We start from the raw sequence: 24047 nt of genomic DNA, 5'->3' as shown, positions 1-24047 counted from the left end.
TACTTTACTTTTCCCAAAGAGTATTCAATTCAAGATATCTGACATAGACACTATAGGCATTTAGATAACAAATAATAATACCTTTTTTTCCATCAAGAAATCCCAAACGAACCACATAGTTGTATAAAAAGTTATATATAGGATGAAAGGTTTTGAGAAATAAAGAAGGTTTCAATTTTTTTATAAATTTTTCCTGAGCCTTAAATTTCCCATAATTAGTCATTTTAGCTTTATAGGACTCATAATCAGAGTAGGAATAATGGATGAGTTTATTTTTTAGAATTCCAACTTCTCCTTCTACTTTAAGTTTCTCATGAACAAGTCTTTCTGAGGTGTAGGTGGCAAAATTTTTATGAAAAAGTCTAAAGATTTTGTCTGTTTGCCAACCACTAAAATGTAGAACTTTGTTCTTGAACATGAATGTTCTATAAAACATAAATGCAGTGTAAGTCTCGTTATTTTTTAATGTTTCGAGTATTTCAATTTTCAATTTTTCTGAAAGTCGCTCATCGGCATCGAGAAACAGTATCCAATCATTTTTTACAAGCGATATGGCAAAATTCCTTTGTGAAGTGAAATTTTCAAATTTATTCTGAACAAAGCGAACATTTTTAAAAGATTTTGAAATAGCCTCTGTGTTATCAGTACTAAATGAATCCACAACTAGTATCTCATCAGCAAAATCTAAATCACTTAAAAGAGCTTTCATGTGCTCCTCTTCGTTCAAAGTGATAATAATTACGGAAAGATTGGTGTTGTGATTGTATTTCATTAATTAGGCACTATTTTGCAAATATAAAGGATTAAAATTATACTGCTATTTTTTTTCTAGTTGATACTCTTTGATTGTTATGGGTGTATTGAAACTTTTGAGGGTAAAATAATTTAAAAGTTTTCTCATTTTCCATTTCCGAATCAAATTCCATGGCTTGGATTTTAAATGCGACTTATCTTTATTGAGAAAATGAATAGTTGCATCAATAACTCTTCCACTTGATTTTCCATCAAAATAGGGATGTGTTTGCAAGATGAATTTTTTTATCGCAACCATAGTTTCGTTTGGTTTTGATAAAGCATACTTTAAAGCAGGTCCGATTTCAGCAACCTCAGAAATATCAATTAAATGACTATCGGGTTTATTGTTTCTGAAGGTAACCACTGGTTTTTCTTGCAAGAGAAATTCAATGATAGCAGAAGTGGTATCCGAAAACATAATATCCGCTTTCTTGAAAAGTGGAATCAAATCTGTAGTATCGTGATAGCTAAAATTTTCGTTGTTTAAAGCCTTAAATTTTTCTTTAATTTCTACTTCAAGTTTTGGGTGTAAAACACACAAAAACTGATAATTGCCTGTTTTTGATAACCGTTTGATTTCTTCAAAAACAGCATCGTTTTTTGCCAAACTTAATCGTGTTGTAAATGTTGATGAAATAAGAATTATAGGTTTTTCAGTCTCTTTTTTTTCTGTTATGGGAAATAATGGGTCGACTTTTGACCATCCAGTTTCTACAACTTCAAAGAAACCATATTTTTTTGCTTGATATTGAAACGTTTCTGTTGTTGATGGGCCTTGTGTTGTGTATAAATCAAAGAAGCCTCTAATTTTAAAATGATCGTCCATCAACGGCCTTTTATTGGCCGAAAAACCATGAAAAATCTGTACTTTGATACCTGGAAAAAAGTCGGCAACACTATCTGTTGCTGTTAAAACAATATGTGGTTCATAATCTAAAACTTCCTTAACTGATTGTAATAGAGGTGTTCCTTTCTCAAAGTATGATTTAGTATACTCAAGTTCTGAAAACCAATATACTTGGTAGCCTCTTTTTTGAATTTCTTTTTCAAGAGGTTTTCCTATCGGAATGCTGTAAGGATGTGAGATATAAATTAAAAACTTATACATAAATTACTTTATATGATTTTTTAGAAAATTTTTAAGTTCATTGTTTATAACTGAAGGTTTCAAAATTTTGTAATAGTCTTGATAGTTCTTTTTCAATTCTTTTCGTGTATGAGAACTTATTATCTCTGGGAAATAATCATTGACATGTACTGCTTTATGAAATGTACCGTCTTCAAATATACTCCAACTTTCCTTTTGAATCCAAGGTGAAAAAATGGTAAAACTAGGCTTCTTCAATGCTTTGGCTATATTTACAGCACCACCATCATTCCCAATAATTAGCTTACAATAATACATTATTCCCATGAAAGAACGTAAATCGGAACCAATTATATCCAAGTAAATTTTACTTTTTGTTTCATCAGAACATAGGTTGTAAATTTTTTGTATTTCATCCAATTGTTTTGGAATGTAGTTAAATAGCAGTTTTACATTAGGTTGATTGGCAATGGTATCGATTAGCTCTACCAAATAGGGAATGGGATAGGTTTTATTTTCTTCACTACCCAAAACACTTAGCATGATAAGAGTATCCTTTTCGACATCAATAGTATGTTTGTTTAAAAGTGAAAGAGCCTCATTTTTTTCTTTATCGGTCAAGAATATTTTAGGATAATTATCAATGGATGTATTGTTCATTAAGTCCTTAAATAAATTTTCTCTTCTTTCAATGGCTAAACCCGCAATAGTTTTAGGTTTGTCGCTATGGTCTACTTTGATGTTATAGGCATTAAAATAATCTTTTTGTTTATAGCCAATTCTTTTTGGAGCTCCTGAAAATAAAGTGATGAGCTTACTTTCAATTTTAGAATAGGCATCAATTACAATATCGTATTTTGATTTTCGAATACGAATAATAAATTTCAAAAAGGCAATTTTACTCTTTCTTATACTATCGTCAAAAAGGATAACAGTATCTATGTTAGGATTGTTTTCGACTGCTGGTTTTGTAAACGGATAAATAAGATAATCTATTTGAGAATCTGGATAGGCCATACGCAAGTTGTTGCAAATGATGCTACTTATGAGCACATCTCCAATCATTTTCTGCTGAATAACCAATATTTTCATGTAGAGCTTTTTATCGAATATACGAATTTAACTATTTTGGGCTAAACAGCCACATCGTATTCTCTCAAAGCATTGTTCAATGAAGTTTTTAAATCAGTTGATGGTTTTCTAGTTCCAATAATTAAAGCACATGGTACTTGAAATTCTCCAGCGGCAAATTTTTTAGTATAACTTCCGGGAATTACTACAGAACGAGCTGGCACAAAACCTTTTCTTTCAATAGGAGTTTCACCAGTAACGTCTATAATTTTGGTAGATGCTGTTAAACAAACATTTGCACCAAGAACAGCCTCTTTTCCCACATGAACACCTTCAACAACAATACATCGTGAGCCAATAAATGCTCCATCTTCAATAATTACTGGTGCAGCTTGTAGGGGTTCCAAAACACCACCAATACCCACACCACCACTTAGATGTACGTCTTTACCTATCTGGGCACAACTTCCCACTGTAGCCCATGTATCGACCATAGTTCCTTCATCAACATAAGCGCCAATATTGACATAGCTTGGCATAAGAATAACGCCTTTAGAAAGATAAGCACCATGTCTTGCAACGGCATGAGGTACTACTCGAATTCCTTTTTCAGCATAACCGCGTTTCAAAGGAATTTTATCGTGATATTCAAAAATACCTACTTCAAATGTCTCCATTTTTTGGATAGGGAAATAAAGCACTACCGCTTTTTTCACCCATTCATTGACTTGCCAAGTTTCATCGTCTTTTGGCTCAGCTACCCGTAAAACACCAGAATCAAGTAAATTTATAACGTCTTTAATAGCAGAAATTGTAGTTTCTTCTTGCAATAAGGCACGGTTTTCCCATGCTTGTTCTATAATGGTTTGTAGTTGTTTCATGTTGTTTGATTTTCAGCAAATATAAAAGCATTTTTTTTAAATGAAACCAAAAATCAATAGGTATTAAAGAATTATTTATTTTGTTGAAAGAAGAGAATAAAGAATGTTTTTTATGAAAATATAGGAAGCTGTAGTTCTAAAATATAGGAATTTGGTCTGTTTATTCAGATTCTGATAAAAAACTTACTGTTTTTGAGTCATCAAAATTAATGAGATACCTTTTGTTTTTGCAGTAGAAATACATTCGATCATCATCGATTAGCATTACAGTTACAGGATTAGTTTCCTCGTCTTTACAAAGATAAATTATCCCGTTATCAGGCAAGTCGGTTTTGGATAAGATACTCAAATGGTAATTTTTGTCAACCTTTAAATTGATTTCATCGCAAGTAAAACTAACCGATTGTCCACAAACATTTTCAGTGACGATCCATTCTTGGTCATCATTTCGAGTTTGAATTTGACTGTAAGTGTATACTCTATTTTGAGCAGTACTACTTAGCGAAGCAAATAGGATAAAACAATAAATCAGCTTTTTAATTAGCATTATTTGAATCAATTAGGGGATGCAATATCGAACTTTTTTATTTATGTAGTATTTATTTTATTAAAAAAGTGAATTATAGAAAGTTTTTACCTACAAGAATAATGGTTTTCGCAGTTATTGTTATTTTGAGATGACATAAAATAAAATCAAAGTGGCTCTTTATGATTATATTTGTTGACTAATTCAATAAAAAATGCCAAGAATTCTCGCTATTGATTATGGACTAAAACGAACTGGAATTGCTGTTACCGATGAATTGCAAATTATAGCATCTGGATTGACCACAATTCCTTCGGATACCGTACTTTCATTTCTAAAAAACTATTTCAGTAAAGAAAGCGTATCAAAAGTATTGATTGGTGAACCCAAACAAATGAATGGAGAACCCTCACAAAGTGCTGAAATTATAGACGCTTTTGTTAACCAGTTTTCAGCTGCATTTCCTGAAATGAAAGTGATACGGGTGGACGAACGATTTACTTCAAAAATGGCGTTTCAGTCCATGATTGATGGAGGTTTAAAAAAGAAGCAACGTCAAAACAAAGCATTAATTGATGAGATAGCAGCGACAATTTTATTACAAGATTACCTAACCAGAAAAATGATATAATTGCGAATGAGCGATTTCATTTTAGCACAATTTTAAAATATTAAATATTTACTAATTATTTCAAAAGTGAATTATCCCGTATTTATTTTTCACTACTTTTGCATCCCAACGAATAGTATAAGAACCAAATCTTAATTCTGTAAAAATGATTCTACCCATTGTAGGTTATGGAGATCCTGTTTTAAGAAAAATAGGAGAAACAATTACTCCAGACTATCCAAATTTAAAAGAAATAATTGCTGACATGTATGAAACCATGTACAATGCTTATGGGGTAGGGCTTGCCGCACCACAAGTTGGATTAGCAATTCGTTTGTTTGTTATAGATACTGCTCCATTCGGAGAGGATACTGATTTATCTAATGAAGAACAAAGCCATCTGAAAAATTTTAAAAGAACTTTTATCAATGCCAAAATGATAAAAGAAGAAGGTGAAGAATGGGGCTTTAATGAAGGCTGTTTGAGTATTCCCGAGGTGCGTGAAGATGTGTACAGACACGAAAAAATTACTATCGAATACTGTGATGAAAATTTTAATAAAAAAACAGAAGTTTTTGACGGACTCGTGGCAAGAGTAATCCAACATGAATACGATCATATCGAAGGAATTCTGTTTACCGATTTAATTTCGTCACTAAAAAAACAACTCATTAAAAAGAAACTTCAAAACATCATGGAAGGTAAAGCACGACCAGATTATAAAATGAAGTTTGTAGCCAAAAAAGGAAGATAAGGAAGAGTTACGTTTGTAGTATTCAGTTCGCAGCAATCATATATCAAAAAACACAAAACATAAACAATTTATAAAATGAATTTAGAAAAAATACTATCTATTTCAGGGAAACCAGGATTATACGCCTTAAAAATTCAAACTAGAACCGGATTTGTTGCTGAATCTTTACTAGATGGAAAAAAAATTACTGTAGGATTGAGAAGTAATGTGAGTTTGTTATCAGAAATTTCGATGTACACGAATTCGGCAGAAAAACCCTTAGCAGAAGTAATGCGCGCTATTGCCATAAAAGAAGACAATGGACCAGCAATTTCTCATAAAGAAGATAACGCAACTTTGATTGCTTATTTCAAAGAAATACTACCAGACTATGATGAAGATAGAGTGTATGCATCTGATATTAAAAAAGTAATCAATTGGTACAACATGCTTCAGGCAAAAGGCTTGGTTTCTAAAGAGGCTCCTCAGACTAAAGAAGAAGCTCCAGCAGCAGAATAATTCACTAAGGATAGAAAGTTATTTTTGCCACAAATTACACTAATTTTCACAAATTAATTCGTGCTAATCAGTGTAATTTGTGGCAAATTTTTTAGATACCAAAAGGAAATGCATTACAAGATGAATAGGAGAAAAAGTATTTAAGAAATTTATGTTGAAAGTAAATTAAATTATCTGTAAAATTCGTTTAATCCGCTTTATCAGTGTGCCATTTTCAACACATTAGTTCGCCAAGCGGACAATCCTCACTTTTTTAATCCTGTCACTTTTATTAACTGACAGGATTTCTTATTTTTACAAAAAAACGATACCCATGAATTCCAGACAACTTCAATTACAGGCTTTCGAGAGACTTCTGAATATTATGGACGATTTGCGTGAGAAGTGCCCTTGGGATAAAAAACAAACACTTCAAAGTTTGAGACATCTAACCATTGAAGAAACCTATGAATTGGGCGATGCAATTCTTGATAATAACCTTAACGAAGTAAAGAAAGAATTAGGAGATTTGTTATTGCATATTGTTTTTTATGCTAAAATAGGAAGCGAAACCAACGATTTTGATATTGCTGATGTTTGTAACGAAATTTGTGAAAAACTCATTCATCGTCATCCTCATATTTATAGTGATGTGGTTGTAAAAGATGAGGAAGAAGTAAAGCAAAATTGGGAAAAATTAAAATTAAAAGAAGGCAAAAAATCCGTTTTAGAAGGTGTGCCAAAAAGCTTACCATCATTGGTCAAAGCCAGTAGAATTCAAGACAAAGTAAAAGGAGTAGGGTTTGACTGGGAAGAACCGCACCAAGTTTGGGACAAAGTGCAAGAAGAATTAGAAGAATTGCAAGTTGAGGTTAAAACTGGAAATCAGGATAAAATTGAAGCCGAGTTTGGAGATGTATTGTTTTCGATGATTAACTACGCTCGATTTTTGAATGTAAACCCAGAAGATGCATTAGAGCGAACCAACAAAAAATTCATCAAGCGATTTCAATATTTAGAAAGTAAATCCCACGAACTAGGAAAACCTTTAATGGATATGACTTTGGCTGAAATGGATGTTTTTTGGGATGAAGCGAAGAAGTTGTAAGTTAATTAACAGGATTTTTAGTTCTCATCTTTGTTTATAGGCACAAATTGCAAATCCTCGCTATCAGGTTAGGAACTCGTCACAGACGAGCACCAGAATGGGGTTATTTTTAACTTACACACTTTTTAGGATAGTGTCATTTTAAGATATCTTCTTTAATTTATTAATATCTTTCAATATAATCTTTTTACCAACCAATTCTATTAAACCCAATTTATTGAATTCGGATAATAAACGAATACAACTTTCTGTAGCGGTTCCTATCATTCCTGATAATTCTTCTCTCGAGAGTTGAACAACCAGTGAGCCATCTTCATTTTTACCAAAAGTTTCTTCAAGATATAGTAAAGTTTCTGCTAGTCGCTCCTTGACGCTTTTTTGTGCCATCGATACAATATGGTCGTCAGATTCTTTCAAATCGCCACATATTGTTCTCATGACATTCATAGAAAACTGATTGTTTTTATTGAAGAATCCCATAACTTCTGCTTTGGGTATAAAACAAACTTCCATGTCTTCTATGGCTACAGCACTAAGGTTTACCGTTTCTTCACTTATCATAGAACGTTGTCCTAGTAATTCGCCTTTTTTTACGAGTTTGACAATGTGGTCTTTTCCATTTTGACTCAGTTTGGTCAATTTGCAGATACCATCTTTCACACAATAAATACCATTTATTGTATCTCCTTCCTCAAAAATGATTTCTCCTTTTTTTATAGTTTGTGAGGTTTTACAATCAGCAAGTTGAATTAATTCTTCTTTATTGAGTGCTTTTAGCGAGCTTAATTCCCTTACAATACATTGTTCACATTTGCTCATGTTCAAGATGATTTTAGTATTTACAAAGTTATACATTTATATGATAAATATCATTTTTTTCATTTAATCTATTCCCAACCTTTGCAAAAGGTAAAATGAGCAAAGTTTATGGATACACAACACTGTTTCCATTGTGGTTTAGGTATTGTAAAAACAGAGATAATTATTTTTGACGATAAGAAATTTTGTTGCAACGGTTGTAAAACCGTATACGAAATTTTTAGTCTCAACGATATGACCTGCTATTATGATTTCGAAAAATCACCTGGGGCAACCCCTCAAGAGAGTAATGGTAAATATGATTTTTTAGATAATGAAAGCATTGTTTCAAAACTTTTGGAGTTCCAAGAGAATACAACCGCTATTGTTTCACTCAGCATTCCTCATATTCATTGCAGTTCGTGCATTTGGATTTTGGAAAATTTACAGCGTCTTCAAAAAGGAATAAGTACTTCACAAGTCAATTTTCCTGAAAAAAAAGTTAGAATTACGTTTAATCCCGAAATTGTAACGCTAAAAACTATTGTACATTTATTAAGTTCTATAGGATATGAACCCTACATTAGTTTAGAGAATTATGAAACAGCTAAAGCAAAAACAGACCGAAGTTTGATTTATAAATTGGGTGTTGCCTTTTTCTGTTTTGGAAACATCATGCTGCTTTCTTTTCCGGAGTATTTCGAAGTTAAAGAATATTGGCTCGATAACTACAGAGGCTTTTTCAGATGGTTAATTTTTGCTTTGTCATTGCCTTCATTTTTGTATTCGGCGAGTGGCTATTATGTGGCAGCTTGGAAAAGTATTAAAGCCAAAATGCTCAATATCGAAATTCCCATTGCTTTAGGAATTGTCGTCATGTTTGTGAGAAGTACCGTTGATATTGTATTTGATTATGGGCAGGGATTTTTTGACAGCATGTGTGGATTGATTTTCTTTATGTTATTAGGAAAACTATTCCAACAAAAAACCTATAGCTTTCTGTCTTTTGAAAGAGATTACAAATCCTATTTTCCTATTGCAGTTACAAAGATTTTAGCCGATGGAACAGAAATTCCTGTGCAAGTGTATGATATTCAAAAAGGAGATAGGTTGCTCATTAGAAATCAAGAATTAATTCCAGTTGACGGAATATTGATTTCAGAAAAAGCGGCTCTGGATTACAGTTTTGTTACTGGAGAAGCGGTAGCCATAGAAAAAAAATCGGGTGATAAATTGTATGCAGGTGGCAAACAACTCGGAAATGTGATTGAAATGGAAGTACTGCTTTCAGTTTCACAGAGTTATTTGACACAATTGTGGAGTAATGCTATTTTTCAGAAAAAAGTGGATATCAAACACAAAACGATTACCGATACCATTAGTCGTTATTTTACACCCGCTTTATTGGGTTTAGCGGTAGTGTCTTTTCTGTATTGGATTTTCATTAGTGTCGATACTGCTTTTAATGTTTTTACAGCGATTCTCATTGTAGCTTGCCCTTGCGCACTAGCATTAACCGCACCCTTTACTTTGGGTAACGTATTGCGAATCATGGGCAATAGAAAATTCTATCTCAAAAATGCTACTGTGATTGAGCAATTGGCAGAAGTAGACACTATAGTATTTGATAAGACAGGCACCATTACTTCCAATAAGAAAACCGCTATAACCTATGAAGGTCTTGAGTTGAATGATTTAGATTTAAAATTAGTAAAAAATACGTTGAGAGGTTCCAATCATCCGCTGAGTAGGCGATTGTATGAATACATTCCCAATCAAGATAAAATAGAACCACAGCATTTTGAAGAAATCACTGGAAAAGGAATTACAGCTTCGTTCGCCGAAGGAAGAGTAAAATTGGGTTCTTCTCAATTTTTACAACACATGAGTGAGAATACGCATAAGAAGACCAAAGTTCATGTTGAAATTGATGGAGTTTACAAAGGGAGTTATATTTTCAATAATCAATATAGAGAAGGTTTAGAGACATTGTTTGATACGTTATCAAAAAGATATGATTTGGTTGTTTTGTCAGGAGACAATGATGGAGAGCGAAAAATATTAGAAAAAATGCTACCCAAAACCACCACATTAGTTTTCAATCAAAAGCCTGAAGAAAAATTAACCTATATCGAAGAACTTCAAAAGCAAGGCAAAAATGTAATGATGGTGGGTGACGGATTGAACGATGCGGGAGCATTAGCACAAAGCAATATCGGAATCGCAATTTCGGAAAATGTCAATGTGTTTTCACCAGCTTGCGATGGTATTTTGGATGCTACTCAATTTCAAAAAATTGCTTTTTTTATGAAATTTTCAAAAAATGCCATGAAAACAATTTACATGAGTTTTGGACTTTCCTTACTGTATAATGTTGTGGGATTGAGCTATGCGATTTCAGGAAATTTATTGCCAATTGTAGCGGCTATAATCATGCCGTTGAGTACCATAACCATTGTAAGTTTTGTCACAATAATGAGTAATATTTATTCAAGGACATCAAAATAATAGTGTTCTTTTTTGAAACAAAATGCCAAGTATGATAATTATCATATTTTATGAAAATGAGCAGCAATAACTTTGTTAACACAAATTTAAGGTATGAGTGTCATTTATTTATTAATCTCCATTAGTATAGTGGTTGCCATTGGTTTTTTTGTTGCTTTTATACGAGCAGTAAAAACGGGTCAATATGACGACGATTATACACCATCGGTCAGAATGCTTTTTGACGATGAACTCAAAATTAACGATTCAAAATCAGTAAAAACAACAGAAGAAAAACAAATTTAATTATGGAAATGCAACAATTTTATTATGACAACAAAATTGTAAAGAAATTTATCTATGCCACTATTCTTTTTGGTGTAGTAGGAATGTTAGTAGGGCTCATTTTAGCCTTTCTGTTTCTTTTTCCTAATCTTACCGAAGGAATTTCGTGGCTAAGTTTCGGACGATTGAGACCTTTACATACTAATGCAGTTATTTTTGCCTTTGTAGGAAATGCCATGTTTGCAGGAATTTATTATTCACTACAACGTTTATTAAAGGCGAGAATGTTTAGTGATTTTTTAAGTAATGTCCACTTTTGGGGTTGGCAATTAATTATTGTTGCAGCTGCTGTTTCACTTCCGTTGGGTTTTAGTACTTCAAAAGAATATGCCGAATTAGAATGGCCTATAGATATTGCTATTGCTTTGATATGGGTGGTATTCGGTATAAATATGATTGGTACCATTTTAAAAAGAAGAGAGCGTCATTTGTATGTTGCTATCTGGTTTTACTTAGCCACTTTTGTGACCGTTGCAGTATTACATATTTTTAATAGTTTAGAGTTACCAGTTTCTGCCTTAAAAAGTTATTCTGTTTATGCAGGTGTACAAGATGCATTAGTGCAATGGTGGTACGGACACAATGCTGTTGCTTTTTTCTTGACAACACCGTTTTTAGGATTGATGTATTATTTTGTTCCTAAAGCGGCCAATAGACCTGTGTACTCTTATAGATTATCGATTGTGCATTTTTGGTCTTTAATTTTTATTTATATCTGGGCAGGACCGCATCATTTATTGTATTCTGCTTTGCCTAACTGGGCACAAAACTTAGGTGTTGTTTTTTCAATTATGTTGATTGCTCCATCTTGGGGAGGTATGATCAACGGATTATTAACCTTGAGGGGTGTTTGGGATAAAGTGCGTGAAGAACCTGTTTTGAAATTCTTTGTGGTGGCTATTACAGGTTATGGTATGGCGACTTTTGAAGGACCGATGTTGTCTCTTAAAAACGTCAATGCCATAGCGCATTATACCGATTGGATTATTGCACACGTTCACGTAGGAGCTTTAGCTTGGAATGGTTTCATGGCTTTTGGTATGATTTACTGGTTGATACCAAGAATGACAAAAGGGAAATTATTCTCAACTAAATTGGCAAATTTTCACTTCTGGATAGGAACTTTGGGAATCATACTATATGCGCTACCAATGTATGTTGCTGGATTTACACAAGCTTCAATGTGGAAACAATTCAATCCTGACGGCACGTTAACCTACGGTAACTTCTTAGAAACCGTGACTCAAATTATGCCAATGTATTGGATGAGAGCCATCGGAGGAACAATGTACTTAGTAGGAATGTTGGTATTAGTTTATAATATTATTCAAACAGTTAGAGCTAATGCTAGTGTTGAAGACGAGTTAGCAGAAGCTGTCGAATTGCAAGTGATTAGTGCAAAACGAATCAAAGGTGAAAAATACCACTCTTGGTTGGAAAGAAAACCAATTCAATTGACTATTCTTGCTACAGTTGCCATTTTGATTGGAGGAATTATCCAAATAGTCCCAACCATCATGGTGAAATCGAATATTCCAACAATTGCATCTGTAAAGCCCTATTCTCCTTTAGAATTAGAAGGACGTGATTTGTACATTCGTGAAGGTTGCGTGGGTTGTCACTCTCAATCAGTTCGTCCATTTAGAAGTGAAGTAGAACGTTATGGACCGCAATCTAAAGCAGGAGAATTTGTTTATGATCACCCATTTCTTTGGGGTTCTAAACGTACTGGTCCAGACTTATTGAGAGAAGGAGGTAAGTACAACGATAATTGGCATTTTAACCACTTTTGGAGCCCACAAAGTATTTCAGCAGGCTCTATAATGCCAAGTTATAAATGGTTGTTCGATAATGAACCTTTAAATATTTCTTTAACAGAAAAGAAAATGAAAGCGATGCAAACATTAGGTGTACCGTATACAGATACAGATATCGCAAATGCTCAAGCCAATTTAAGAGCTCAAGCTACAAAAATAGAAGAGAATCTTAAAAATGACCCAGACTTTGTAAAAAGTTATGAGGAAAGTAAAAAGAAAGCGGAGGCAAAAGGTGAAAAATTTGTGCCAATGAATGAAAGAGAAATCGTTGCCATGATAGCCTACATACAAAGGCTTGGAACAGATATAAAAGTGAAAGATAATTCTAAATAAAAGTACCATGTTTGAACAAATAAAACACAATATGGAAACCATTGCTGGAGTGGCAATCTATCCAATACTATCGTTGTTAATTTTCTTTATTTTTTTCATTGTGCTTGGCATTTGGGTTTTTTCCTATAAAAAAGAGAAAATTATAGAATTAAGTCAGATTCCATTAGATGATAATCAAAAAGTATAACTTTTAAAATAGTAAAAAATGAAAAAAATAATCCCAGCATATTTAAGAGTTCTTGTTATTTTCTTTGCTGTCTTTGGCGCAATGGAATACTTCATCGACTCTGGAGATCGCCCCGCTTTTATTAAATTTCCAATGGTTTCTGTATTTTTATTTGTATTACTGTTTCTTTTAATAGCCATTGAAATTACAGTGAATGCCGTTGATACCATTACCTATAGTTTGTTGTCAGACGAGCAAAAAGCAAAAGTTGATGCCGCTAAGAACATTAGCTTTAAGGAAAGTGAATGGTATAAAAATCTTTTGAAAGCCTTAACTAGAACACAACCTATTGAAAATGAAGGTCAGTTATTGTTAGATCATGACTATGATGGAATCAAAGAATTAGACAATACCTTACCACCTTGGTGGGTGTATCTGTTTTACGGTTGTATTGTATTTTCAGCAGTTTATTTGGTACGATTTGAAATCATGGGAGGTGACAATCAGGAAATGGAACTCAAAAAAGAAATGGCTCAAGCCAAAATTGATGTTGCAGAATACATGAAAACAGCTCCCGATTTGATGGATGAAAAATCGGTGACCTTACTTACTGATGCTGCTGCATTGTCTGAAGGAAAAGCAATTTTCACTACCAACTGCGTAGCTTGTCACAGAGCTGATGGGGGAGGAAACATAGGACCAAACTTGACAGATAATCATTGGATTTTGGGTGGAGGAATTAAAAATGTTTTTCACACCATAACCAATGGTGGTCGTGATGGTAAAGGAATGATTGCTTGGAAAGCAACTCTTAAACCAAAAGAAATTCAGAAAGTAGCTAGTTATGTATTGTCATTGCAAGGAAGCAATCCTAAAGATGCAAAAGCACCAGATGGTGAAATTTGGGTAGACCCTAATGCTCCTAAAGCCGACGCAACAGCAGCAACTACTACTGATAGTACTCAAGTTAAAAAATAAAAACAATGTCAAAATTACCTGACGAAGCTTTTAGAGATACCATTGCCACGATTGATGAAAAAGGGAATAGAAAATTTATTTTTCCTAAAAAACCATCAGGGAAGTTTTATGAATACAGAAAGTGGGTCAGCTACTTTTTACTAATCGTTTTAATTGCAAATCCGTTCATTAAAATTGATGGGAATCAATTTATGATGTTCAATGTTTTAGAAAGACGATTCAATATTTTCGGATTTCCGTTTTGGCCTCAGGATTTTTATTTGTTCGTTCTTTTTATGATTGTTGGCGTTGTTTTCGTCATCCTTTTTACAGTCATTTTCGGACGTATTTTTTGTGGATGGATTTGTCCGCAAACTATTTTTCTTGAAATGGTTTTCCGAAGAATTGAATACTGGATTGAAGGTGATCGTGGTGCACAAATTAGATTGTCTAAACAAGAATGGAATGCCGAAAAGATTAGAAAAAAAGGGATAAAGTGGTTTTTGTTTTTGGTCATTTCTTTTTTCATTGCTAACGTCTTTTTGGCCTATTTAATTAGCAGTGATGAGTTATTTAAAATGATTGAAGAGGGGCCGGGGAATCATCTAAGCACCTTAATTTCTTTATTGATTTTCACGGGAGTTTTTTACTTTGTTTTTGTTTGGTTTCGGGAGCAAGTGTGCATTATTGCCTGTCCTTACGGAAGATTGCAGGGAGTTCTTTTAGACAATAAATCCATTAATGTTGCTTATGACTTTGTTCGAGGTGAAAAAGAATTAGGTAGAGCAAAATTCAACAAACAAGAGGATAGAGCAGCATCAGGTAAAGGAGATTGTATTGATTGTTTTCAATGTGTTCATGTTTGTCCAACGGGAATAGACATTCGCAACGGAACGCAATTGGAATGCGTAAACTGTACAGCTTGTATTGATGAGTGCGATACTATGATGAAGAGTGTGGGCTTACCAAAAGGTTTGATTCGATATGCTTCTGAAGATGAAATCGAGAAAAAAGCTAAATTTAGGTTTACCACTAGAATGAAAGGCTATACAGCTGTATTGGTTATTTTAGTTGGGCTTCTGTTAGGATTATTGTTTTTAAGAACCGAGGTAGAAACCACAATATTTAGATTGCCTGGACAATTGTATGAGCATAAAGGTGATGACATAAGCAATATTTTTACTTTTAAAATTATTAATAAAACAAATACGGATTTAGAAGATATACATTTTAAGTTAAACGGAATTAAAGGCGTTATAAATGTTGTTGGAAAACAAAAATTCAAGGTCAAAAAACAAGGAATGAGTAGTGGAACATTATTCGTTCAAATACACCAGTATTTGTTGGAACACGATAGAACGAAGATAAAAATAGATGTATATAATGGCACTAAAAAAATTGAGACTACAACTACTAATTTTTTAAGTCCAAGAAGTTTTGATTAGTAATAAATCATAAAAACTAATAGAAAATGCAAATAAAGATAAATTGGGGAACAGCTATAATAATGGCATTTGGATTGTTTATGACTTTCATCTTGTACTTTGTTTTTAAAGTACAATCCAACAGTAAATATGATAATGAGTTGGTTGTTGATGAATACTACAAGCACGATGCCCATTTTGGAGATGAAATGATACGTGTACAAAATGCACACGATTTAGCGCAGAAACCAACGATAGTTTCAAATGCAGATGGAGTAACAATTGGTTTTCCTAAAGCGTTTGATTCCAAAAAGATAAAAGGAAAAGTGTCCCTCTACAGACCGTCTAACAAAAAACTAGATTTTGAAGTTCCAATTTCATTATCTAGTTCAACTTTGCTCATACCTAAAACAAGTTTGGTAGGCGGTCGATGGGACATTAATATGGAATGGCAATACGATGGAAAATCGTATTTAACAAAGGAAGTAATATATTGTAAATAAGTTTCATTTATTTAAAATCTATAACAGAAATGAGTCCAATTAACTCCAACTTCTAACCTCAAACTTCAGATGTTATACACGGCTTTCATCTTTGGCTTAATAAGTAGTTTACACTGCATAGGAATGTGTGGACCAATTGCCATGATGCTTCCAGTCGATAGAACGAATCAAGCTAAAAAAACGCTACAAATTTTAACCTATCATTTAGGTAGATTATCCGCTTATGGCACCATAGGTTTTCTCTTTGGATTACTTGGTAAAGGATTTTCTATTGCAGGCATACAACAAGAATTGTCGATATTTTTAGGAGCAGCAATGATAACCATTGTTTTAGTTCCAGAGCGATTCTTTATAAATTATAATTTTTCAAAACCAATTTTTAGAGTCATTTCAAAAATTAAAACGTCTTTAGGAAGTCAGTTTAAAAATAAAAGCTACCAATCGTTATTTACTATTGGATTATTGAATGGTTTTCTCCCTTGCGGAATGGTATATGTTGCCTTGTTTGGAGCGATTGCTATGCAAAGCCCAAGCATGGGAGTTTTTTACATGTTTCTTTTTGGTTTAGGAACCATCCCAATGATGAGTAGTGTAGTTTACTTGAATTCTTTTTTGACACTTCCTTTCCGAAATAAAATCCAAAAAGTAATTCCTTATGTTGCAGTATGTATCGGAATACTATTCATTCTAAGAGGATTAGGACTCGGAATTCCCTATATTTCGCCTAATACAGTGAGTTTGTTTGTTCAACAACAGCCCAATTGTCATTAACCTAAACTGTCATCGAAAAGAGCTCTGTTTCGGGTGCTTTTCGTTTCAGACGTAAATCAAATGCCATACAAATATTGCGAACGAAGGCTTTGCCTTTATCAGTAATTTGTATTCCATTTTTCAAAATGATTAGTAATCCATCGTTCTCCATTTCCTTCAATTGAATGATGATTTCTGGAATCTCATTGAAATAATCCGATTTTTCTTCCCAGGAAGTTTCAAATTGACACATTAAATTTAGAATGTGTTTTCTAATTTTTAAGTCTTCTTCGGTTAATATATGACCTCTTAGTAGTGGCAGTTTTCCCCATTCCAATATTTGATAATAATCCTCTAAATTTTTTACGTTTTGAGCAAAACCATACCAGCTGTCACTTATTGACGAAACTCCAAGACCAATCATTAATTGCGTTTTCGATGAGCTATATCCCATAAAATTCCGATGCAAGGTTTTGTTTTTGAATGCTTTATAAAGACTGTCGGTTTTTAAGGCAAAATGATCCATTCCTATTTCATGATATTCATTTTCATACAACAATTCTTTACCCACTTCATACAATCTTCTTTTTATATCGTCTTTCGGAACATCTTCATCTTTAAAGCCGCGTTGCCCATTTCCTTTAATCCAAGGAACGTGTGCATAGCTGTAAAAGGCCAGTCTATCGGGTTCGAGTGATTTGGTTTTTTCTATGGTATCAATCACATCGTCAATTTCTTGAAAGGGTAACCCAAAAATAATGTCATGACCAATTGAAGTATATCCTATTTCCTTTGCCCAAAAAGTGACTTTGGCAACATTGTGAAAAGGTTGTTCTCTATGAATGGCTTTCTGTACTTTTTCGGAGTAATCTTGAACGCCAAAACTCACTCTGCGAAAACCTAAATCATATAATTTTTGCAAATGTTGTCTCGTTGTATTGTTGGGATGTCCTTCAAAACTGAATTCATACTCTTTTGCTAAATTTGAAATAGTTAAGATTCCATTGATTAAATCTTCTAAATTTTTGGTCGAAAAAAAAGTTGGAGTTCCACCTCCTAAATGTATTTCTTTAATTGTAGGTTTCTTGTCAAGTAATTCACAATAGAGTTTCCATTCTTTTAATAGCGCATCAATATACTGATGTTCCACATTGTGATTCTTAGTGATGCGTTTATTGCAACCACAAAAAGTGCATAAACTTTCGCAAAAAGGAAGATGAATATAAAGACTAATCCCTTCTTTATCATTACTTTCTTCAAACGATTTTTTTACAGAATCAATCCATTTTTGATTGGTAAAACTCATATCGTCCCAATAGGGTACTGTTGGATAACTCGTATACCTTGGTCCTGGGACATTGTACTTTTGAATAAGTGATGTTTTCATGATGAAACTAATTACGATAATCAAAAGTAACTTGACTAAGTAATAATTAAAATGATAATTATCATACTTGATAGTATTTATAAAAAAAGCGACTCCATCGAATCGCTTTTATAGTCATATTATCTCCTAATACAATTTTGAATAATGGTTTCCCATTTTATTGCTAATTGATGGTCTTCATATAAACAAACTTGTCCAATTTGGTCTTTTTCAATTCTGTAAAAAGCAAATCGTTTGCTTTCATTTGAATTTTTCATTTGAAATTCAAATTCAATTTTTGAAATTGTTTTCTTGTTATCTGAATCAGTAGTAACCAATTTACAAGAAGCTACTTTTTTTAAATCAACAAACAAAACATTTTCTATTTCATCGTTTAAATCAATTAAGAGTAATCCTTTAGTAATTTCATCAATTGCTATTACCTTTTTATTTTGGATTTCATGTTGACTAAAGTTATAGCGATTGTTTTGATTGTATTGATGAAAGAGTTGGTTAATTTTTTTTCTGTTTACAGTATTTGAGCGGAATACAAAATACAGAGGAATTCCAATGATGATTATAATGATTATGCCTATTATAGTGACAGATGTATCCATTTTTTTAAGTTTTATATATTCAATAAAATTGTGAATCGAAACTAATACAGTTTCAATTCAATTTAGAAGACGATCTTCTAAAATCTAAAAATGAATGTTTTAAATCACCAAAAATAATGGAAGGGAAAAAGTAGGAGAGAAACCATTTCACATCGATTAATGTCTTGGTTTGCGTAATATTTAGATTGATTTAAGGTTCTAAATCTTGGAATTAAATTAGGAAAATAGTCAAGATACTTGCCAATACTCGTGTAATCATTGACTTTATTATTTGAAATAAAAGTAGGATTGGAATGTGGCTGAATAAATGCCGATGAATACATTTTACTAGCATCATAAAATGAGTCTGTATGTTGTTTTTTAGTTTTAACAACATTAACCTCATTAGCATTGAAAGTCACCAAAAGTAACTGCCAAACTACTATAAAAAGTGCTATTTTTTTAATTTGATTCACTCTGCAAATTTAGCACGTTTGGAAACTATTAACTAACCTAATATACTAAATCAAAGTTAAAATTAGAGTTATTCAAGTTAAACCAATAAAAAAACCTCGAACTATAATTCGAGGTTTCTGTTTTTTGCTTGTTTTAAAAATTATTCTAGCTTTAGATTTCTCAATTGTTTCAATTTTTCCTTCCATACTTCAAGGTTTTCTTTGTGGATGGCTATGTTTTTGCGAACTTCTAATACAATTGAATTTTCTTTTTTTGCATTTTTAGTATTGGTGAAGAATTGAATGTTGTTCTCCAATTGGAAGATTTCATTCTGAATTTCATCAATTTTGCGTATCAAGAATATTTTTTCACTTTCTAACTTTCGAGTATCGTTACTTTCTGATAGCTGATCTATTTTGTTTGAGAATCGCATCATTTCGGAATCTTTCTTACTCAAACTTAGTTTTTCAAACAAAGCATCTAAAATTTTATTGAATTTTCCTTCAATATGTCTTCTTGGGAAAGGCACTTTTCCAAAACTTTTCCAATTTTCGATATGTAGTTTTATGGCATCCAAATCGGTTTTGTGATTGCCAGTCATTTCGAATGTTTTAAGAGATTCTAGATAGTCTTTCTTTTTTTCAAAAGCAGCAACTTCTTCTGCATTTTCCTCTGATTTTTGTTCTTTTACTTTTTCAAAATAACTATTGCAAGCTCCTCTAAACTCAGCCCATAATTTATCAGAATATTTTCTAGGAACATGACCAATTTCTTTCCATTCTTCTTGAATTTTCTTCATGATAGGAGTAGTGGTGGCGAAATCGGTACTTTCTTGTAATTCTTTAGCCTTTGCTACCAAAGCTTGTTTTTTGCTCAAATTATCATTTTGGTCTTTCTTAATGTCTTTGTAAAAAGAATTTTTCAAAACATTAAAGCTTCTCACCGCATTTTTAAAACTAGCCCAAGTTGCTTCATTTACATCACTAGGTACTTTTCCAGCTAAAAAAAACTCGTTGCGTAGCGCTTCAACTTTTTCAACTTGTACCAACCAAGCGGCATGTGTAGTTACTTTCTCTTCCGCTAAAGCTTTAATTTTAGCAATAATTTCTTTTTTTGTGGCAAGATTTTCAAGTTCTGTTCCTCTCAATTTTTCGAAAAGAAGTTCTCTTTTATCATGCATTTGTTTGGTTAAATCACTGAATTTATTCCAAATTTCTTCTCTGTACTCTCTAGAAACAGGTCCAATATCTTCTTTCCAAATTCGGTGTAAATCTTGTAGTTCTCTGAAAGCCTTATTGATATCTGCTTCATGAACCAACTCTTCAACACGAGTGATAATTTTTTGTTTTTGTTCTAAATTGTGTTTGAAATCAATATCTCTGGATTCTCTGTCTAAATGCAAATAATCATAGAAATTTTCTACATGAAAATGATAATTATTCCACACATGGTTGTACTTATCTTTTGGAATTGGTCCCGCATTTTTCCAGCGTTCTCTCAAATCATTAAAATGCTTCAATGAATCTTTTATATTTTCCTGAGGATTGATAAGATTTTTTAATTCTTCAACAATAGCCAAACGATTGTCAAGATTGGCTTTTAGATTAGATTGAAGGCTTTTAAAATGGATATTTTTTCTCTCCCTGTATTGAGAGTACAACTGATCAAACTTGTTTTTTAAGGGTAAATGATACTGAAAATCTTCAGTTGAGTCTGGATTTTCAGCATGGAATTCATCCTTTTTTTCTTCAATAAAATGATGGTATTTCGATAAAAAAGCTTTTTTAACTTCTTCCACATGATCTTTTACAGCCATCACTTTTTCATTAGCCACAAGAGTTTCTAATTCGGCAACAAGTGATTCCATAGATAAGGCTTCATAATTTTGTAACGGAATTTCATGGCGAACCGTTTCATCTTCACTTTCAGCAGCATTTACATTGGCAATAGCATTGATAATATCATTCGTTCCGTGCTCATATACCAGTGCATCATCTGCTAATTCTTCTGGTGTAAGTGTTATAACGTGGCTATCATCTGCAGTTGGAACTTCAGTTTCTGTTTCAGAGGTAGCTTCAGTAGTAGTTTTGTTATCGGTAATTTCTTCACCCACCAAGTCTTCGATTTCTGTAACTTCTTCAGTAACCGCTACAATTGGGGCTTCAACCTCAGTATCTGGTACTAATTCAGATGTGCTTTCAGCAATAGCCTCTGAAGGATTGGTGATTTCATTTTCAGATTGAATCGTGTCAACCGATGCTGTTTTTTTGTCTCCATCTGCATCAAGCAGGTTATCATTCTTTTCTTCTAACATTTTGTAAAATGTGTAAGGTTCCTAATTTTTTGAAGGCGAAAGATACTAAAGGTGGCTTAAAATTCAAAGTAAAAGCGTTATTTATAGCGATTTAATGCCGAAAATAGACTTAAAACAGGAAGTTTTTGAAAAAAAAAAGTAAGGAGTGACTACTATTTTAGTTGTAAATTCAAATAAGAAAGTTATTCATTCCAAATTTCCCAAGCCTTTTCCGCTTGAAAAACCAGCATATCCATTCCGTTTTTTGTGAGTGCTCCTTGCTCTTTAGCTTTTTTTAAAAATTGGGTTTCAGCAGGATTGTAAATTAAATCGTAGGCAATATGCTTATCGGTAAAGAGTTCGTAGGGTATTTCAGGAAATTCATGCGTATTTGGACTGGTTCCCAAAGGAGTGGTATTAATGATTATTTGATATTTGCCAAAGAGAGCCTTATCGATTTGGCTATAATTTATCGAGTGTTCAGAAGTTTTCCTAGAAACATAGAGGTAGGATATTCCCAATTCTTCAAGAGCAAAAGCCACCGCCTTTGACGCTCCTCCAGTACCGAGAATAAGTGCTTTTTTATGATGCGCTTGGAGTAGGGGTTCTAATGATTTTTTAAAGCCATAATAGTCTGAATTATCACCTCTTAGGATTCCATTTTTAGCAATTGTAATGACGTTTACAGCTCCCATTTTTGTGGCTCTTTCTGATAATTCATCTAAGAAAGGAATGACCACCTCTTTGTATGGAATAGTTACATTTAGTCCTATTAAGTCAGGATTGTTCTTGATAATTTCAGGAAACTCATCAATATTTTGAATGTCAAAGTTTTCGTAAGTACATTCTTGTGTATTATCTTTTTGGAAACGTTCCGTAAAATAGTTTTTTGAAAAGGAATAGCTGATGTTTCTACCAATCAATCCAAATTGCTTTCGTGACATTAACAGGAATTAATTTTTATATTTATTTATGGCGTTTTGAACCATTCTTCGTTCCCAAATAGTTGGAAATAAATCTTTGATAATAGTATGATTTTTAAAATTCAAACGTAAACCATTACTCAAATGAAACTTTCCTTTTTTATCATCAAATAGCATAAAATACAAACCAGCTAGGCGGTATTCTACTTCAAATTCTTCAGGAAAGTATTCTGAGGCTTGTAATAAAGTTTGAATGGCACTTTCAAATTCACCTTGGAACAAAAGACTGTCCACCCAAAACAACCAGGTATCTAGCTGATAATCGCCATATTCAACCGCTTTTCTATAACCAAATTCAGCATCTTCAAACTGCCCCATTTCTTTATTAATGGTAGCAAAACGTTTCCAATAGAATCGATTTTCATTGTCAATACTCAAAGCTTTATTGACATAAAATAATGCTTTTCCGTATTTTTTTTGACGTACATAAAAGTCGGTTATGGCTATCCATCCTTTATCAAGAAGTGGATCTTCATGAACGGTTTTATTGAAAAATTTTAAAGCCAATGCCTTATTGCCTAATTTTTCGTGGCATTTGCCAATGCGCAACAATGCATAGGATGTTGGGTCGTCTAATTCGATAGTTCTATTATAGCTTTCAATGGCCTCTTTGTATCTTTTAAGTCTCTCAAGAGATTTGGCTTTCTCCATAAAAGCACCCAGAAATTCATCGTCAATTAAAGTAGCATAATCAAAAGCTTTCAAGGCTTCTTCATATTTTTTCAAGCCATAGTTCAATCGACCCATTTGATGCCAAGCTATCTCACTATAAGGATTTTTGTTGATGTAATTTGCCAAATACTCGATGGCTTGTTCGTTTTGATCCAAAAACTCAAAGCAGTACACAACATTGTATAGAGCTGTTTGATCGTCTAAATCTTCCTCCAAACATTTGATAAAATTTTCTTTGGCTAATTCTAAATTATCCATAAAAAGATACTCCATACCAATTAAATTATAGACATCGGCATAATCATCGGTATATTTTAAAGCAGTTTTTAGTAGTTCTACTGCTTTTTCATGATTGTCTCTTTTAGAATAGATATTGGCTTTTTGAATGTAAATTTCCTCGTTGTGAGGTTCAATAGCAAATAATTCATTGAGTAACTTTTCAGCCAAATCGAGTTTGTCATCATAGACCAACATTTCTACCTGAACTAGTTTTAAACCAGTTGATTTGGGATGCTGTTCTAGTGCTAATTTTAAGGCTTTTTTTGCCAAAGAGGCCTTACCCATATCAAGGTAATGAAGAATAATTTCTTCAAATTCCTCGGAATCAAAAAATAGAATTTTGTTGGTTTTCAACATCGATTCAAATTTTGATAAGGATAAGTTGTAGTCGTCTTCGTCTTCTTCGCTTAAATGCATAGCTTTTTCTTTAAAATTATCCTAACTAAAATTAGGCAACCTAGTTCTTGATGTGAGGAAAATTTTTAATTGTTGTGAACAATTTAATTAACAAAA

At 32.8% G+C, this 24047-nt stretch carries 24 protein-coding genes; 12 read left to right on the top strand and 12 right to left on the bottom strand.

Annotation, left to right across the window (positions count from 1 at the left end):
• Positions 1–4: 4 nt before the first annotated feature.
• From AC23L6_RS05355 to AC23L6_RS05335, 5 genes are all read right to left on the bottom strand, one after another.
• Positions 5–772: a glycosyltransferase family 2 protein gene (locus AC23L6_RS05355; RefSeq protein WP_487561051.1), complete on the bottom strand. Its 768-nt coding sequence runs from the start codon at positions 770–772 to the stop codon at positions 5–7.
• A gap of 45 nt (positions 773–817) precedes the next feature.
• On the bottom strand, positions 818–1903 hold the full coding sequence (locus AC23L6_RS05350) for a CDP-glycerol glycerophosphotransferase family protein (protein ID WP_487561052.1): 1086 nt from the start codon (positions 1901–1903) through the stop codon (positions 818–820).
• 3 nt (positions 1904–1906) lie between these two features.
• On the bottom strand, positions 1907–2974 hold the full coding sequence (locus tag AC23L6_RS05345) for a glycosyltransferase family 9 protein (RefSeq protein ID WP_487561054.1): 1068 nt from the start codon (positions 2972–2974) through the stop codon (positions 1907–1909).
• 41 nt (positions 2975–3015) lie between these two features.
• The gene (locus AC23L6_RS05340; RefSeq protein WP_487561055.1) at positions 3016–3834 is read right to left on the bottom strand and encodes a 2,3,4,5-tetrahydropyridine-2,6-dicarboxylate N-succinyltransferase; all 819 of its coding nucleotides are present in this window, start codon (positions 3832–3834) and stop codon (positions 3016–3018) included.
• A gap of 160 nt (positions 3835–3994) precedes the next feature.
• On the bottom strand, positions 3995–4381 hold the full coding sequence (locus tag AC23L6_RS05335) for a hypothetical protein (protein WP_487561056.1): 387 nt from the start codon (positions 4379–4381) through the stop codon (positions 3995–3997).
• 193 nt (positions 4382–4574) lie between these two features.
• On the opposite strand from AC23L6_RS05335, the gene ruvX reads away from it, so the two are divergent.
• From ruvX to mazG, 4 genes are all read left to right on the top strand, one after another.
• Positions 4575–4991: a Holliday junction resolvase RuvX gene (ruvX, locus tag AC23L6_RS05330; RefSeq protein ID WP_487561057.1), complete on the top strand. Its 417-nt coding sequence runs from the start codon at positions 4575–4577 to the stop codon at positions 4989–4991.
• Positions 4992–5136: 145 nt separating this feature from the next.
• Positions 5137–5724: a peptide deformylase gene (def, locus tag AC23L6_RS05325; RefSeq protein ID WP_487561058.1), complete on the top strand. Its 588-nt coding sequence runs from the start codon at positions 5137–5139 to the stop codon at positions 5722–5724.
• A gap of 75 nt (positions 5725–5799) precedes the next feature.
• Positions 5800–6222 carry a DUF5606 family protein gene (locus tag AC23L6_RS05320; protein ID WP_487561059.1) on the top strand — a complete coding sequence of 141 codons (423 nt, stop codon included), beginning with the start codon at positions 5800–5802 and terminating at the stop codon, positions 6220–6222.
• Positions 6223–6535: 313 nt separating this feature from the next.
• The gene (gene mazG / locus AC23L6_RS05315) at positions 6536–7309 is read left to right on the top strand and encodes a nucleoside triphosphate pyrophosphohydrolase (RefSeq protein ID WP_487561061.1); all 774 of its coding nucleotides are present in this window, start codon (positions 6536–6538) and stop codon (positions 7307–7309) included.
• Positions 7310–7450: 141 nt separating this feature from the next.
• Here the strand turns inward: mazG and AC23L6_RS05310 are convergent, their stop codons facing one another.
• Complete coding sequence (locus AC23L6_RS05310; RefSeq protein WP_487561062.1) at positions 7451–8128, bottom strand: Crp/Fnr family transcriptional regulator; 678 nt, start codon at positions 8126–8128, stop codon at positions 7451–7453.
• A 108-nt stretch (positions 8129–8236) separates the two neighbouring features.
• Between AC23L6_RS05310 and AC23L6_RS05305 the strand changes: the two genes are divergently transcribed.
• The 8 genes from AC23L6_RS05305 (at position 8237) to AC23L6_RS05270 (ending at position 16910) form a co-directional block, all read left to right on the top strand.
• Positions 8237–10615 carry a heavy metal translocating P-type ATPase gene (locus AC23L6_RS05305; protein WP_487561063.1) on the top strand — a complete coding sequence of 793 codons (2379 nt, stop codon included), beginning with the start codon at positions 8237–8239 and terminating at the stop codon, positions 10613–10615.
• Positions 10616–10708: 93 nt separating this feature from the next.
• Positions 10709–10900 carry a cbb3-type cytochrome oxidase assembly protein CcoS gene (ccoS, locus tag AC23L6_RS05300; RefSeq protein WP_487561064.1) on the top strand — a complete coding sequence of 64 codons (192 nt, stop codon included), beginning with the start codon at positions 10709–10711 and terminating at the stop codon, positions 10898–10900.
• Between the two features lie 2 nt (positions 10901–10902).
• Entirely contained in the window at positions 10903–13089 is a 2187-nt protein-coding gene (gene ccoN / locus AC23L6_RS05295) for a cytochrome-c oxidase, cbb3-type subunit I (RefSeq protein WP_487561065.1), read from the top strand.
• 7 nt (positions 13090–13096) lie between these two features.
• Complete coding sequence (locus tag AC23L6_RS05290; protein WP_487561066.1) at positions 13097–13276, top strand: CcoQ/FixQ family Cbb3-type cytochrome c oxidase assembly chaperone; 180 nt, start codon at positions 13097–13099, stop codon at positions 13274–13276.
• Between the two features lie 18 nt (positions 13277–13294).
• Positions 13295–14233 (top strand): cbb3-type cytochrome c oxidase N-terminal domain-containing protein, encoded by a 939-nt coding sequence (locus AC23L6_RS05285; protein WP_487561067.1) that lies wholly within the window; start codon positions 13295–13297, stop codon positions 14231–14233.
• Between the two features lie 5 nt (positions 14234–14238).
• Positions 14239–15657: a cytochrome c oxidase accessory protein CcoG gene (ccoG, locus tag AC23L6_RS05280; RefSeq protein ID WP_487561069.1), complete on the top strand. Its 1419-nt coding sequence runs from the start codon at positions 14239–14241 to the stop codon at positions 15655–15657.
• A 32-nt stretch (positions 15658–15689) separates the two neighbouring features.
• Positions 15690–16139 carry a FixH family protein gene (locus AC23L6_RS05275; RefSeq protein WP_487561242.1) on the top strand — a complete coding sequence of 150 codons (450 nt, stop codon included), beginning with the start codon at positions 15690–15692 and terminating at the stop codon, positions 16137–16139.
• A 69-nt stretch (positions 16140–16208) separates the two neighbouring features.
• Positions 16209–16910, top strand: a complete 702-nt coding sequence (locus AC23L6_RS05270; protein ID WP_487561070.1) for a sulfite exporter TauE/SafE family protein — start codon at positions 16209–16211, stop codon at positions 16908–16910.
• Between the two features lies 1 nt (position 16911).
• Here AC23L6_RS05270 and hemN read toward each other — a convergent pair whose 3' ends face one another.
• From hemN to AC23L6_RS05240, 6 genes are all read right to left on the bottom strand, one after another.
• Complete coding sequence (gene hemN, locus AC23L6_RS05265; RefSeq protein WP_487561071.1) at positions 16912–18276, bottom strand: oxygen-independent coproporphyrinogen III oxidase; 1365 nt, start codon at positions 18274–18276, stop codon at positions 16912–16914.
• 119 nt (positions 18277–18395) lie between these two features.
• A complete protein-coding gene (locus tag AC23L6_RS05260; RefSeq protein WP_487561072.1) occupies positions 18396–18872 on the bottom strand; it encodes a hypothetical protein in 477 nt (158 codons plus the stop codon).
• 104 nt (positions 18873–18976) lie between these two features.
• Complete coding sequence (locus tag AC23L6_RS05255) at positions 18977–19327, bottom strand: hypothetical protein (protein WP_487561073.1); 351 nt, start codon at positions 19325–19327, stop codon at positions 18977–18979.
• A 140-nt stretch (positions 19328–19467) separates the two neighbouring features.
• Positions 19468–21621, bottom strand: coding sequence for a DUF349 domain-containing protein (locus AC23L6_RS05250; protein ID WP_487561074.1), 2154 nt, complete (start codon positions 21619–21621; stop codon positions 19468–19470).
• 182 nt (positions 21622–21803) lie between these two features.
• Entirely contained in the window at positions 21804–22544 is a 741-nt protein-coding gene (locus AC23L6_RS05245) for a shikimate dehydrogenase family protein (RefSeq protein ID WP_487561075.1), read from the bottom strand.
• Between the two features lie 9 nt (positions 22545–22553).
• On the bottom strand, positions 22554–23951 hold the full coding sequence (locus AC23L6_RS05240; protein WP_487561076.1) for a tetratricopeptide repeat protein: 1398 nt from the start codon (positions 23949–23951) through the stop codon (positions 22554–22556).
• Between the last annotated feature and the right edge of the window lie 96 nt (positions 23952–24047).

It is taken from the genome of Flavobacterium sp. R1_16, assembly GCF_057652095.1.
The sequence above is the reverse complement of the archived record's forward strand: the minus strand, read 5'-3'. Positions and strand labels throughout refer to the sequence as shown.